The sequence below is a fragment of the Micromonospora sp. NPDC049257 genome (genome assembly GCF_040678915.1).
Taxonomy (GTDB): Bacteria; Actinomycetota; Actinomycetes; order Mycobacteriales; family Micromonosporaceae; genus Micromonospora; species Micromonospora antibiotica.
Map to the genome: position 1 here is coordinate 71,029 of NZ_JBFAQU010000021.1, position 14,014 is coordinate 85,042.

General features: G+C 72.6%; 8 protein-coding genes. 7 read left to right on the forward strand and 1 reads right to left on the reverse strand.

The genetic code is table 11. The annotated features are described in order from the left end of the window. The first annotated feature begins 7 nt into the window (after positions 1 to 7). From AB0K25_RS24780 to AB0K25_RS24810, 7 genes are all read left to right on the forward strand, one after another. The gene (locus AB0K25_RS24780; RefSeq protein WP_363822978.1) at positions 8 to 3,712 is read left to right on the forward strand and encodes a hypothetical protein; all 3,705 of its coding nucleotides are present in this window, start codon (positions 8 to 10) and stop codon (positions 3,710 to 3,712) included. Between the two features lie 128 nt (positions 3,713 to 3,840). Continuing rightward, positions 3,841 to 7,023: an AAA family ATPase gene (locus AB0K25_RS24785; RefSeq protein ID WP_363822981.1), complete on the forward strand. Its 3,183-nt coding sequence runs from the start codon at positions 3,841 to 3,843 to the stop codon at positions 7,021 to 7,023. A 146-nt stretch (positions 7,024 to 7,169) separates the two neighbouring features. Next, on the forward strand, positions 7,170 to 8,084 hold the full coding sequence (locus AB0K25_RS24790) for an NAD(P)H-binding protein (protein ID WP_363822983.1): 915 nt from the start codon (positions 7,170 to 7,172) through the stop codon (positions 8,082 to 8,084). 187 nt (positions 8,085 to 8,271) lie between these two features. After that, positions 8,272 to 9,117 carry an alpha/beta hydrolase gene (locus tag AB0K25_RS24795; protein WP_219468984.1) on the forward strand — a complete coding sequence of 282 codons (846 nt, stop codon included), beginning with the start codon at positions 8,272 to 8,274 and terminating at the stop codon, positions 9,115 to 9,117. A gap of 27 nt (positions 9,118 to 9,144) precedes the next feature. Continuing rightward, positions 9,145 to 11,025 (forward strand): 2-oxoacid:acceptor oxidoreductase subunit alpha, encoded by a 1,881-nt coding sequence (locus AB0K25_RS24800; RefSeq protein ID WP_219470823.1) that lies wholly within the window; start codon positions 9,145 to 9,147, stop codon positions 11,023 to 11,025. Then, entirely contained in the window at positions 11,015 to 12,049 is a 1,035-nt protein-coding gene (locus AB0K25_RS24805) for a 2-oxoacid:ferredoxin oxidoreductase subunit beta (protein ID WP_208569860.1), read from the forward strand. The genes AB0K25_RS24800 and AB0K25_RS24805 overlap by 11 nt, the downstream gene beginning before the upstream one ends. Positions 12,050 to 12,212: 163 nt before the next feature. Further along, complete coding sequence (locus AB0K25_RS24810; RefSeq protein ID WP_244253270.1) at positions 12,213 to 12,428, forward strand: DUF5988 family protein; 216 nt, start codon at positions 12,213 to 12,215, stop codon at positions 12,426 to 12,428. Between the two features lie 364 nt (positions 12,429 to 12,792). Here AB0K25_RS24810 and AB0K25_RS24815 read toward each other — a convergent pair whose 3' ends face one another. Continuing rightward, the gene (locus AB0K25_RS24815) at positions 12,793 to 14,010 is read right to left on the reverse strand and encodes a cytochrome P450 (RefSeq protein WP_208569858.1); all 1,218 of its coding nucleotides are present in this window, start codon (positions 14,008 to 14,010) and stop codon (positions 12,793 to 12,795) included. Between the last annotated feature and the right edge of the window lie 4 nt (positions 14,011 to 14,014).

Here is a 14,014-nt window from a genome sequence, read left to right on the forward strand (position 1 = left end):
GACGTTCATGGTCCGCGCTGCCCGCGTACTGCTGGGGCTGTTGCTCATCGCGACGGTCGCCGTGCCCCCGCCGTCGTCGGCGCAGGCAGCGGCCCGGCCGGCGGGGGTGCCGCCGTCGACAGGCGGGGCGGCGTCGCTGGTGGCGGGCGTCGCGGGGGATGCCGAGCTGACCGCCGGCAACCGGATCGGCGGGGTCGCCGGGATGCCCGACTGGTCCCGGGTCGGCTATCTCGGCGGCCAGTCGTTGCCGACCGACGGTGATCTGGCCGGCGGCGCCTGCACGATCGACCCGGCCCGGCTGGCCGGTGAGTTCGGGGTCCGCGCGGACGACTCGGTGGACGACAGCGTGGGCCTCCAGTCGGCCATCGACCGGATCAAGGCCAACTGCTCGCCGTCGGGCAACGCCCGCCGGCTCTCGCTGATCGCGCTGCCGGCCGGGCGGATCGACATCTCCCGGCAGATCTACGTCGACGCGAACTTCCTGGTGCTGCGGGGCCAGGGCGCGGGCAGCGGCGGGACCCGGGTGGTGTTCCGGCCGGACGTCAACACCCGGTACGACACGCTGACCGCCGACGGCAGCCGGTGGAACCAGGACACCATGACGTTCGGCTCGGCACCGGACACCGGCACCGGGGGCTGGATCTGGCCGGGCCGGGCGTTGTTCAAGGTGCAGACCCGCGAGGTCGCCGAACGGTACGCCGACGAGTGGTCCGCCGCCCCCGCCAACCGTAAGGACCTGTTCGAGGGCTCGATCAACCAGCACTGGGCCTCCGGCCAGAAACTGGGATCGGCCTCCACCGACCCGGGGTTCTCGGCCCGCGCCGGGCAGAACGTGATCCGGCTCGACGCCAAGGCGAAGATGGACGGCTTCCGGGTCGGCGGCTACGTCTGGGTCGGGGTGGCCAACAGCCTGCGCTTCTACGAGCAGCAGGGGCTCGCGCCGGACGACCCGGGCACCCGGGAGAACCTGCACATGCGCCAGCAGATGTTCCGGGCGACCGCCGTGAACACGTCGGCGAAGACCGTCACCCTGGACCGCCCGCTGGAGTACGACGCGCCGGTCGACTCCACCTCGGACGGCTCCGCGCCGATCGCCGGCAACGTCTACACCAGCAAGATCACCCCGCTGCGTGCGGTGGAGGGCGTCGGCTTCGAGAACTTCGCGTTCTCCCAGGAGATGTCCGGCCTGCCCAAGCTGCTCGGTGGCGTCTACCAGCCGAGCCCGACCGACGCCGTGCACAACTACGGCAACCTGGCCCCCGAGTACGCCATGCACGGCATCGCCTTCAAGTGGGCCGCGAACAGTTGGGCGCGTGGGTTGGCCGGGTCGATGACCGGCTCGCACCCGATCGTCACCGAGGTCGCCCGCAACCTCCAGATCGAGCACAACACGTTCGACGGGGCGTGGAACAAGGGCAAGGGCGGCAACGGCTACCTGCGCGGCAGCCGGGTCTGGGACTCGCTGTGGGCCTACAACACCAGCCGGAACCTGCGGCACTTCACGTTCCAGTGGTCGGCCAGCGGCAACGTGGCGTTCGGCAACGACCTGGATTCCGACCTCAACCTGCACGGCGGCTGGGAACGCTACAACCTGTTCGAGGGCAACACCGTCCGCGTCCCGTACGAGCACCGGTCCGGCAGTTGCACCGCCAACTGCGGCGGCGAGGGCGGCGAACTGGAGGACGGCACCTGGTTCCCGATCTGGTGGGCGGCGGCGGCGAAGGCGATCAAGTGGTCCGGCGCGTCCGGCCCGCAGAACGTCTTCCACCGCAACACGATGATCAAACAGTCCGTCGCCGGTGGTCCCTACCTGCCCTACGAGCCGTATTCCAGCGACGGCGCCGATGCGGAGGCGATCTACCAGTTCGGGTCCGACCAGGCGAATCCGCGCGCGTTCACCCCGCTGAGCCAGGGCGGTACGGCGATCAAGGACTGGTCCGGCCGGGAGACCGTGAACTACGCCGGCCAGGGTGTCGCGGTACGCACCGGCGAACGGTGGCCGTCGCTGTTCCTGCGCGACGTCGGCCAACTCGAACCACGCGACGGCAACCGCCGGACGGTCGTGACCTGGAACATGCAGGGCGCGGGTTCCAGCGCGGGCGGCACCTACGAGAACAAGTACGCGACCGTGACGGGTTTCCTCAGCGCGGGGGCGCTGGCGGTGGCGCTCCAGGAGGCCGGGTCGCCACCGGCCGGCAGCGCGCACGAGCGGGGCCAGTACACCCAGAACGTGTTCCAGAACAACGGTGTCTTCCCTCCGGTGTACGAGTACTACCTGGGCACCCTGCTCGGTGAACCCACCCGTCACCTGTACTGGTTGAACACGGACACCTCGACGCAGGGCCCGAACCGGGTCAACCTGGCCATCGCCACCGCCCAGCGGGCCGACCAGATCGCCCTGGTCCCCGGTCAGGCGGGCGCCCGGCCGGCACTCGGCGTGCGGATCGGTGAGACGTTCTTCTTCACCGTGCACGGCTGGTCGGGCAACGGCGCCGGCAACGACATCCCGACCACGCTAGCGAACATCCGCACGTACATCCAGAACAACCCCGGCCCGAACGGCCCGTACGAGTGGATCGTGCTCGGTGACTTCAACCGTGAGCCCCAGGATCTGCGCAACGCCCTGCCGGCCAACCAGTACGGCGTGATGGCCCCGGACGGCAACACCCACCCGACCCTCGGGCCGGTACGCACGCTTGACTACGCCGTCACCGCCTTCGGCAACGGTGCGCCGCGGCTCTTCCAGGCCCACACGGAGACGACGATCACCAACTCCGACCACCACCCGGTGACCTACGGCTTCGAGCTGCGCGCCGCCGCGCAGGTGCCGCCGCTGTCCACGCCGACGAGGCCCGGCCAGGCCCTGCTGCGCAACGCCGCCACCACCCGGGTGGCCGACGCCGAACCCAACGGCGGGTCGCTGGTCGTGGACACCGCGTACGACCCGTCGCGGGCGCAACAGTGGCGGTTGGAAGGGGACAACGAGTTCCCCGGTCACCTGCGCCTGCAACGGGTACGGGAGGGCAACTCGACCGACGACCGCTACCTGGGCCTGGCCGACGCCGCCCCGGACGCCCGCGCGGCACTGGGCTGGTCACCGTCGCTGGCCCAGCTGTGGCGGCCGGTGAGCAACGGCGACGGCACGTACACCCTGCTCAACTACCTGACCGGCCAGGCGCTCACCGCGCTGCCGGGCGACTTCCTGCTGGCCGCCCGGGACGCGACCGACTCGCCGTACCAACGGTGGTTCCTCTCCTCCTCGACGGACCTCGAACTGCGGCGGGACATCCTGCCCGTCACCGCCCCCGCCGGCACGGAGGCCGAGCTGGGGGTGGCCGGCCCGGACGGCGTCGAGGGCCGGCCGGTGCAACTGCTGCCCACCACGACCGGCACCAGGGAGTGGCAGCCGGTGCCGGCCGGGCAGCGCGGTGCCGACCGGTGCTTCTATCTGCTCCACGGCGACGAGTACCTGACGTCCACCCCCGACGGGGGCCTGCCCCGGCCCGGCGCCCACGTCGTGCTCGACGACTACGACCCGCACAGCGAGGGACAGCTCTGGTGCGTCCACCAGGACAGCACCTCGATGAGCATCTACAACAACACGGTCGTGCAGGGCCAACTCGTCCAGACCTACCTGACCGGGCACGGCCTGAACGCGCACCTGAGCGTGGAGTCCGTGCCGGACAACGGGCGCGACGGCTGGCGTTGGTGAGTGACGCCCGGTCAGCCGGCCACCGCCTCGGGCGCGCCCTGCTCTCCGGTCGGCATTGCGGCCTTTCGCGTAAGCTGAAGGCCGTCGATGTCGTCGACGGCCGGGGGTACCGAGGTGTGGCGGGGCTGATGTCGGGACAGGGCGTCGGGGGCGAGCACCGGATCCGGTCGCCAGGCGCACTGCGACTGCAGATCCTCGGCCCGCTCCGGGCCTGGCGGGACGGCGTCGAGCTGGACCCCGGCCCCCGCCAGCGGGCCTACCTGCTCGCCCTGCTCCTGGCCCGCGCCGGTGGGCCGGTCAGCGCCACCGAGCTGATCGACCTCGTCTGGGGAGACGACGCCCCCGCGACCGCGCTCAACGTCATCCACAAGTATGTCGGTGCGCTGCGCCGCCTGCTGGAGCCCGAGCTACCACCCCGCGCGGTCGGCTCCTACCTGCACCGGCACCCGACCGGCTACCGGCTGTCCGCCACGGCGCAGATGCTCGACCTGATCGCCTTCCGCGAGCACGTCGTGGCCGCCGACGCCCACCGGGTCGGAGGGCGGGGCGGGGCCGCCCTCGACGCATACCTGCGGGCGCTCGCGTTGTGGCGGGGGCCGGCCGGTGACGGGCACGTGCACCGGCCGGGTGCCGTCGCCCTCTTCGCGGCGCTGGACGGGGAGTTCCTCGCCGCCGCCGTCGTCGCCGCCGATCTGGCCGTCTCGCTGGGGCAGCCGCACCACGTGCTGGCCCCCCTGCGCCTGGCGGCGACGATGGCACCTCTGCACGAGCCGGTGCAGGCGAGCCTGGTCACCGCGTTGGCCGCCGCCGGTCAGCAGGAGCAGGCACTGGCCGTGTTCCGGGCCGTCCGCACCGACCTCGCCGAGCAACTGGGGGTCGACCCCGGCCCGGCCCTGGGGCAGGCCTACCACCGGGCGTTCGGCCCGGCGTCGACGCGGTCGGTGCCGCCCGTGGCACCCCCGCCGCAGGCCCCGACCGGTGGCGGCCTGGTCGGCCGGGCCGGCGAACTTGCGGCACTGCACCACGCGACCACGGCGGCCCTCGCCGGGGGCACCGCGCTCGTGGTCGTCCAGGGCGAGCCCGGGGTCGGCAAGACCCGGCTGCTCCGGGAGGCCACCGCAGAGGCGGAGCAGCGCGGCGCGTTCGTCGTCCGGGGGCAGTGCCCCGAGGGCGGCGGCGCCCCCTCGATGTGGCCGTGGGTGCAGGCCATCCGCGCCGTCCTCGACGGGCTGCCCGCCGGGCAACGACACACCTCGGTCGGCCGGGAACTGGGCAGCCTCCTGGAACCGCGCCGGGACGTCCTCGCCGCGCCGGTGCTGCCCGACAACGGCTTCCCGTTCCGGCTCTTCGAGCAGGTCGTCGCGATCATCGCGGCGGCCTCGGCGCAGCGGCCGATGGTGCTCGTGCTCGACGACCTGCAATGGGCTGACAGTGCGTCACTCCAACTGGTCAGCCACCTCGCGGCCCGCCTGCCCGACCGCACCACGCTGATCGGTGCGCTACGCGACCGCGCCCCCACCCCTGGCTCCGCACTGTCCCGGATGCTCGCCACGGTCAGCCGGCTCCCCGGCCACCAGCGGATCATCCTCGGCAACCTCAACGAAGCCGAGGTGGCCGAACTCATCCGCCGGGAGACCGGTGCCGTGCCCACCCCCGATGCGACCCGCGGCATCCTCGCCCGCACCGCCGGGAACCCGTTCTTCGTCCGGGAGCTGTCCCGCCTGCTCAACGACCGGCCCCGGGGGCGGGCCGGCGTGCCGGCCACCGTACGAGACGTGGTCATCGACCGGTTGGCCGGGCTGGACGCCGACGCCCGCGACCTGCTCCGGATCGCCGCGTTGATCGGCCGGGACGTGGAACTCGGACTGCTCGCCCGCGCCGCCGGCCTCGACCTCGACGGCTGCCTCGAACGGTTGGAACCGGTGCAGGCGCTCGGCATGCTGGAGAGCCGGCCGGCCGATCCGTTCTCGCTGAGGTTCGCCCACGACCTGGTGCGCGAGGCGGTGGCCGCGACGACCCGACCGGCACAGGTCGGGCAGCTGCACCTGCGCATCGCGGACGCGCTGGAACGGGGCGGGCCGGACGCCGAGACGGTGGCCGAGCGCCTCGCGCACCACCTGTGGTCCGCCGGTCTGCTCGCCGAGCCGGCCCGGACGGCCCGGGCGCTGATCCGCGCGGGCCGGCACGCGGCGGGCAAGTCGGCGCTCGACGTCGCCGAGCGACACCTGCGCGCGGCGGTGCAGGTGGCCCGCGGCGCGGGCCTCGCCGAGTGGGAGCTGGCCGCGCTGGCCCAGCTCACCGCGGTCCTCGGGATGCGGTCGATGTACGGCTTCTCGGTGACCGACCTGCTGGAGCGGGCCGAACACCTGGCCTGTGGCCTCGGCCTGGAACGGGAGGCGGCCAGCTTCCTCTACTCCCGCTGGGCCGCCCTGGTCCAGGCGATCGAGCTCGACCGCAGCGCCCCGTTGGCCCGCCGGCTGCTGCGCCGGGGCGAGGAGTCCGGCGATCCGTGGGTGCTCGCCTGCGGTCTGCACGCCTGGGGCCTGCAACAGTGGGACTACGGGGAGATCGGCGAGGCGATCCGCTGGCTCGACCGGTCCCGGGACATGATCTTCGACATCCCGCGCAGGGACGGGGACCCAGTGCGGCACGACCTCCAGCTGCTGATGGCCGCGATGCTGGCCGAGGTCACCACGTTGCACGGTGCGGTGGCGGACGGGCGGGCCCTGCTCGACGGGCTCGAAGACCTGGCCGGCGAGGACCCGTACATGGTCACGGTGTGGGCGTGCGCCGCCACCCGCATCGCGGTGATCGTCGGCGATCCGGTGCTGGCGCTGCGCGCCTCCGGGCGGGGGATCGCGGTCGATCCCGGGTTCTCCTTCGTCTTCCTCGGCACCTACCAGCGGCTGGCCCGCTACTGGGCGCTGGCGGTCACCGGCCGGGACCCGATCGGCAACGCGGACCGGGCGCGACAGCTCATCGCCTCGCACCTGCTCGACCCGCCCCGCTCGGACGTCGCCGCCTGGCACGGGCTGCTCGGCGAGATGCTCATCGCCGGTGGGGCGGTCGACGCCGCCGCGACGGCGCTCGACCAGGCCGACTTCTATCTGGAGTCCTGCGGTCAGCGCCATCCGGAAGGGCTGCTGCTCCTGCTGCGGGCCCGGCTCCTGCGGGCCCAGGGTGAGCCGGTCGAGGTCGTGACCGCCGTCGCCGAGCAGGCACGGGCGGTGTCCGCCGAGCGGGGTGCGTTCCTGCACACCCGTCGCGCCGAACGGCTCCTCGCCGAACTGGCGACCCTGCCCACGCGATAGCGGCGTCGATCGTGGCGAGCATCCTGCCGTACGGCCTCCGGCACGTCCTCGGTGACCGCTACGTGCCGTTCGGTTTCGGCACCTGACAGCACCTCGCGGCGGTGCACCGCTTGACAAGCCGCCCCGTCCGGAGTGGACGATGGGACGTGAGAATTCTCGTGGTGGGCGGCAGTGGCCTGATCGGCACCCATGTGGTCGGGGTGCTGCGCGGGCGGGGCCACACGGTCACCACGGTGGCCCGTACCGCCCAGCCGGGCGTCGACCACCTGCTCGATCTGGGGTCCGCCGCGATCGACGACCTCCGGCCGTTGCTCGCCGGCCACGACGGGGTCGTCCTCGCCACCCGGGCGGACGAGCAGCGGGTGCTGCCCCGGCCGATCCACCCGCTCCTGCGTCGGGAACTCGTCGACCCGGTGGTGCGCCTGTTCACCGCCGCCCGCGAGGAGGGGCTCACCCGGGGGGTCGTCATGGGCTCCTACTACACCCACTTCGACCGGTTGCATCCACAGTGGCGTCTCACGACCCGCCACTCGTACATTCGGTGTCGGTGGGAACAGGCCCGGGAGGGCCGGGCCGCCGCCGGCCCGGATCTGCCGGTCACCGTGCTGGAGTTGCCGTTCGTGTTCGGCCGGACCGGCGACCGGCTGCCCAACTGGGCCGGTCCGCTCGACCGGTGGGCACGGTCCCGGGCACCGCTGGCGGTTCCCGTCGGTGGAACGGCCGCCGCTTCGGCGCGCAGCGTGGCCGAGGTCGCCGTCGACGCGCTCGAACAGGCCCGGGGCGAGGACGTCCCGGTCGCCGACGAGAATCTCACCTGGGCGGCGATGATGGGCCGCATCGCCGACGCGGTCGGCCGTCCCCGTCGGGTCGGCCGCCTGCCCGCCCCCGTCGTCCGCGCCTCGCTGGGCTGCGGTGGCCTGCTGCACGGTCTCGCGCGCCGGGAGGCGGGCCTCAACCCGACCCACCTCGGCGACCTGCTGCTGGCCGACCTGTTCATCACGCCCACCACCGGCCGGTCGCTGGAACCGGCGCTGCGCGCCACCTTCGCCCCCACCGCCTAGACACGCCGCCGCCCGGCGGCGCCGGGGTCAGGCACGCCACCGCCGGGTGCGCTGCCGGTGGGCATGCCCGCGCATCGGACGTTGCCGCCGCCGCCCAGGCACGCCGCAGGATGGCCCGCGTCGGGCGGGTGGGGTGCTACAGCCACACGCAAGGTTCGCGTTAGGTCCGCCCGCGACGATCGGGCGTATGAGTGAGATCGGTCGCACGCTTCGGGTTCCGGACGCCAACCTGTACTACCAGATCTGTGGTTCCGGGCCGGTGCTGCTGATACTCCAGGGCGGGGACGGGGACGCCGACCGGGCGGCCGGTCTGGTCGAGCAGCTCGCCGACGCGTACACGGTGGTCACCTACGACCGGCGTGGCCTGTCGCGCAGCGTCATCGACCCCGACGACGGCCGTCCGGTGCCCGTGGAGACCCACGCCGACGACGTGCACCGGCTGTTGGCCGAGGTGACCTCGGAGCCGGCGGCGGTGTTCGGTTCGAGCATCGGCGGCCTCACCGGGCTGCACCTGGCCACCCGGCACCCGGAACAGGTCCGGGTGCTGGTCACGCACGAGCCGCCGATCCTCGACCTGCTGGCCGACGACATGTGCCGCACGGTCAACGCCGGTCTGGACGAGGCGGAGGAGCTGCACCGGGGCACCGGTGGCCTGCCGGCCCTGCTACGTCTGGGCGCGCTCAACGGCGTGGACTTCCGCCGGTTGGAGACCGAGCCGGGGGTGACCATGTCCCCACCCGACGAGCGGCGCACCGCGAACATCGAGTTCTTCCTGGCCCGGGACCTGCCCGCGTTCCGGGACTACCGGCTCGACATGGACGATCTCGACGCGATGAAGACTTCGCCGACCCGGGTCGTCCCGGCCGGCGGGCAGGACTCGCACGGCGTGTGGGGCTACGTCGCCGCCGAGCGCCTCGCGGCCCACCTCGGGGTGGCGACCACGGATTTCCCCGGTGGGCACGCCGGCCTGACCACCCACCCCCGCGCCTTCGCCGCCCGGCTGCGCGAGGTGCTCTCCAGTTTCGGCGTCTGACGATCGGGAGGCGAGACCATGACGACGATGGTGCACGACACGACGACGACCGGCGCGGCGACGGGACAGGCTCCGGTCCGGCAGCTCGACCGGGTGGTCATCCGCTTCGCGGGTGACTCGGGCGACGGGATGCAGCTCACCGGGGACCGGTTCACCTCGGAGACCGCCCAACTCGGCAACGACATCGCGACGCTGCCCAACTTCCCGGCCGAGATCCGGGCGCCCGCCGGCACCCTGCCGGGCGTGTCGAGCTTCCAGCTCCACTTCTCCGCCTCCGACGCCCTCACCCCCGGCGACGCACCCGACGTCCTGGTCGCGATGAACCCGGCCGCGCTCCGGGCGAACCTTGCCGACCTGCGGCGCGGCGCGGCGATCATCGTCGACACCGACGAGTTCACCGGACGCCAACTGACGAAGGTCGGTTACCGGGCCAACCCGCTGGAGGACGGTTCGCTCGACGGGTACGAGGTCCATCCGGTGCCGCTGACCACACTGACCATCGGCGCGCTCGCCGACACGGGGGTGTCGAAGCGGGACGCCGAACGGGCCAAGAACATGTTCGCGCTCGGCCTGCTGAGCTGGATCTACGCCCGTCCGTCTTCGTCGACCCTGCGGTTCCTGGAACGCAAGTTCGCCACCCGCCCGGAGTTGGCCGCCGCGAACGTCACCGCCTTCCGGGCCGGCTGGAACTACGGCGAGACCACCGAGGACTTCACCGTCCGGTACGAGGTCGCGCCGGCCCCGATGCCGCCCGGCCGGTACCGCAACATCACCGGCAACGCGGCGTTGGCGCTGGGCCTGGTGGCGGCCGGCGTCCGGTCGGAGCTGCCGGTGTTCCTCGGCGCGTACCCGATCACGCCCGCCTCGGACATCCTGCACGAGCTGTCGAAGCACAAGCGGTTCGGCATCACCACCATGCAGGCCGAGGACGAGATCGCGGCGATCGGCGCAGCTCTGGGCGCCTCCTACGGCGGGGCGCTGGGGGTGACCACCACCTCGGGGCCGGGGGTGGCGCTCAAGGGTGAGACGATCTCCCTGGCGGTCGCGCTGGAGTTGCCGCTGGTCGTCATCGACGTGCAGCGCGCCGGCCCGTCGACCGGGATGCCGACCAAGACCGAACAGGCCGACCTGGACATCGCGCTGTTCGGCCGCCACGGCGAGGCGCCACTGGCGGTGATCGCCCCGGCGACACCGGCGGACTGCTTCGCCGCGGCGATCGAGGCGGCCCGGATCGCGCTGACCTACCGCACCCCCGTCATCCTGCTGTCGGACAACTACGTGGCGAACGGCTCCGAGCCGTGGCTGCTGCCCGACGTGTCCCGGCTGCCCGACCTCCGGGTCAGCTTCGCCCGGGAACCCAACGGCCCGGACGGCCGGTTCCTGCCGTACCTGCGGGACCCGCAGACGATGGCCCGGCCGTGGGCGGTCCCGGGCACCCCGGGGTTGGCGCACCGGATCGGCGGCCTGGAGAAGGCGGACGGCACCGGCGACATCTCGTACGACCCGGCCAACCACGACCTCATGGTCCGCACCCGGGCGGCCCGCATCGCGTCGATCCCGGTGCCCGACCTGGAGGTGGAGGACCCGGACCCGGACACCCGGGTGCTGGTGCTCGGCTGGGGCTCGACGTACGGGCCGATCACGGCGGCTTGCCGGGCGCTGCGCCGACGGGGACTTGCCGTGGCGCAGGTCCACCTGCGGCACCTGAACCCCCTGCCGGCGAACCTCGGCGACGTCCTGGCCCGCTACGACCGGGTGGTCGTCCCCGAGATGAACCTGGGTCAACTCGCCCGGGTGCTGCGCGCCCGGTACCTGGTCGACGTGGTGTCCCACACCAAGGTCGAGGGTTCGCCGTTCACCACCGGCGAACTGGCGAACGTCTTCGAGAGGGTGATCGGTGATGCCTGAGGTCGCCCTGTCGTTGACCGCCCGGGACTTCCGCTCCGACCAGGAGGTCCGCTGGTGCCCCGGGTGCGGTGACTACGCCATCCTCGCCGCGGTGCAGGGGTTCCTGCCCGAGTTGGGCATCCCGCGCGAGAACATCGTCTTCATCTCCGGTATCGGCTGCTCGTCGCGCTTCCCGTACTACCTGGACACCTACGGGATGCACTCGATCCACGGGCGTGCCCCCGCCATCGCCACCGGCCTGTCCGTCAGCCGGCCCGACCTGTCGGTCTGGGTGGTCACCGGTGACGGCGACGCGCTGTCGATCGGGGGCAACCACCTGATCCATGCCCTGCGCCGCAACGTCAACCTCAAGATCCTGATGTTCAACAACCGGATCTACGGCCTGACCAAGGGGCAGTACTCGCCGACGTCCGAGCTGGGCAAGACCACCAAGTCGACGCCGGTCGGCTCGCCCGACACACCCTTCAACCCGCTCTCGCTGGCGCTCGGCGCCGAGGCGAGCTTCGTCGCCCGTACCCTGGACGCCGACCGTCAGCACCTGCAGTCGGTGCTGCGGGCCGCCGCGGCCCACCGCGGCTCGGCGTTCGTCGAGATCTACCAGAACTGCAACATCTTCAACGACGGTGCCTTCGCGCCGCTCAAGGACCCGGACGTCCGCGACGACCACCTGATCCGGCTCACCCACGGCGAGCCGATCCGGTTCGGTGCGGACGGCCGGTTCTGCGTCACGCATCCGCCGGGCGGCTTCGGGCTCGTCGTACGCCGCACCGCGGAGGTGCCGGCCGGCGAGATCGTGGTGCACGACGAGTCGGTCACCGACCCGGCGTACGCGTTCGCGCTGACCCGGCTCTCCGGCTCCGACCTGGGCACCACCCCGGTCGGCGTGTTCCGCGCCATCGACCGGCCCTGCTACGACGACACCGTACGCACGCAGCTCGCGCACGCCACCGCGACCATGCCGCACGATCCGACGGGGATGCTCGCCGAACTGCTCGACAGCGGCGACACCTGGACGATCGGCTGATCGCCGTGCACCGGAGACGAGACGGGCGGGGCCGAGGACGTCCCCGGACCGTGCGGGCCGGGGACCGGCCCGACATCGTCACCGACCGGGACGTCGGCACCGGCGCTTCCCGACCCCACCGTCGGGCACAGCCCGTCGACCGCACAGAGCCGGAGGTATGGCCATGACCACGTCGCAGGTGAAGGTTCGTCTCGAGGGCGGCCCGAACGGTTTTCCCGACGACTTTCGGGCCCGACTGGTGAGCAGCCTGGAGCCGAAGATCAAAGTCCGGTACGGCTGCGGCTACGAGCACTTCGAGCGCACCGAAGAGTCGCTGACGGCAGTCGACGGTGACGTCGTCATCTACCGCTGGACGGCGCAGACCCGCGTCGCCGAGTGACATTTCCCCCCACCCGCGGTGGCCGCCATCATCCCCCCGATGGCGGCCACCGCGCTGTTCGCACCTGATCCTTGCCCGGTAGTCGGGTCGGGCAGGTAGCGGTCGGCGCGGCCGGCGGACCTGTGCAGGGACCGGGCTCCGGGTGGACCGGGCGGGTGTGGACGGCGGTTTCGCTTTCGCGCGGCCCGGGGTTTCGCGCGGCCCGGGGTTTCGCGCGGTCCGGGGTTTCGCGGGGACCGGCCCATGTGCGCCGGGGCATCCCGTGGGGCCGGGTCCGGGTATGCCGGAAGGGTGGTGGCGGGCACGGCACTGGCACCGCCGGCGGGACGTGGCCGGCGGTGCCAGTTGGTTCCGCGAACTCAGCTCACCAGGTGACGGGAAGGGAGGTTACGCCACCGGTGAGGGTGAAGTCGCGGAACTCCAGCTCGGCTGGGGGGACAGCGAGCTGGAGGTTGGGGAAGCGGACGAGCAGCGTCGCGAACAGGCACTGCAACTCGGCCCGCGCGAGGCTCGACCCGATGCAGAACCGGGGCCCGTGCCCGAACGCGATGTGCCGGTCCGAGTCGCGGGTGATGTCGAAGCGGTCCGGGTCGACGAAGACGTCCGGGTCCCGGTTGGTCGCGGTGAAGGCCAGCAGGACCAGGTCACCGGCCGGTACGTCGGTGCCGCAGACCGTGATGTCCTGGTGGGCGTAGCGGGGCAGGACGTCCTGGGTGGACGGGGCGACCATGCGCAGCATCTCCTCGACCGCGGACGGCACCAGGCTCAGGTCGTTCTGCAGCTTCTCCCGCTGGTCGGGGTGGGTGAGCAGCAGCAGGGTGCCGAGGTCCAGCCGGGTGACCGTGGTCTCGTGGCCGGCGAAGAGCAGGCCGGCACCCATCCGGGCGATCTCGTCGTCGGTGAGGTTCTCCTGCTCGGCGACCGCGAGCAGGTCGGAGAAGACGTCCTCGCCCGGCTCGGCCCGCTTGATGTCGATCAGCCGGTACATGTAGGCGACGAGCCGTTCCCAGGCGGCCTTCGCCGCGGCGGGGTCGTCGAGCGCGGTGGCGCCGGCCGAGTAGTGCCGGAACTCGGTGCGGTCCTCCGTCGGCACGCCCAGCAGCTGGCAGATGACCAGGACCGGCAGCGGGAAGGAGAGGGCCTCGTGGAAGTCGGCCGGCTGCGGGCTCGCCGCGAGATCGTCAAGCAGCTGGTCGACGATCTCCTGCACCTGCCCGCGCAGCTTCTCCACCCGGCGGGCGGCGAACGACGGCCCGATCAGCCGCCGGAACCGCTGCCGGGCGGCGACCTCCTTGTCCGGGGTGCCCAGCGGCCCGGTCAGCACGGCCGCGTTCGCGACCCGGGCCGCCTTGGCCGGCTCCGGGTGCGATCGGCCCAGACGCGGGTCGTTGAGCAGCGTCTTGACCTCCTCGTACCGGGTGACCAGCCACGCCTCGTCACCCGCCGAGGTGCGCACCCGGACGATCGGTTGGGTGTCCCGCAGCTCGCGGAACAGGGGTGCGATGCCGTTGACGTCGAACTGGTCGCGCTCGAACGGCAGCGCGGGCAGGTCGACGACGGGCAGGTCGCTGGTGATTGTCATGGTG

Excerpts from the sequence above, each read along its gene's own strand:
- AB0K25_RS24780 (WP_363822978.1), top strand. The coding sequence starts at position 8 with ATGGTCCGCGCTGCCCGCGTACTGCTGGGGCTGTTGCTCATCGCGACG.
- AB0K25_RS24785 (WP_363822981.1), top strand. The coding sequence starts at position 3,841 with ATGTCGGGACAGGGCGTCGGGGGCGAGCACCGGATCCGGTCGCCAGGC.
- AB0K25_RS24795 (WP_219468984.1), top strand. The coding sequence starts at position 8,272 with ATGAGTGAGATCGGTCGCACGCTTCGGGTTCCGGACGCCAACCTGTAC.
- AB0K25_RS24800 (WP_219470823.1), top strand. The coding sequence starts at position 9,145 with ATGGTGCACGACACGACGACGACCGGCGCGGCGACGGGACAGGCTCCG.
- AB0K25_RS24810 (WP_244253270.1), top strand. The coding sequence starts at position 12,213 with ATGACCACGTCGCAGGTGAAGGTTCGTCTCGAGGGCGGCCCGAACGGT.
- AB0K25_RS24815 (WP_208569858.1), bottom strand. The coding sequence starts at position 14,010 with ATGACAATCACCAGCGACCTGCCCGTCGTCGACCTGCCCGCGCTGCCG.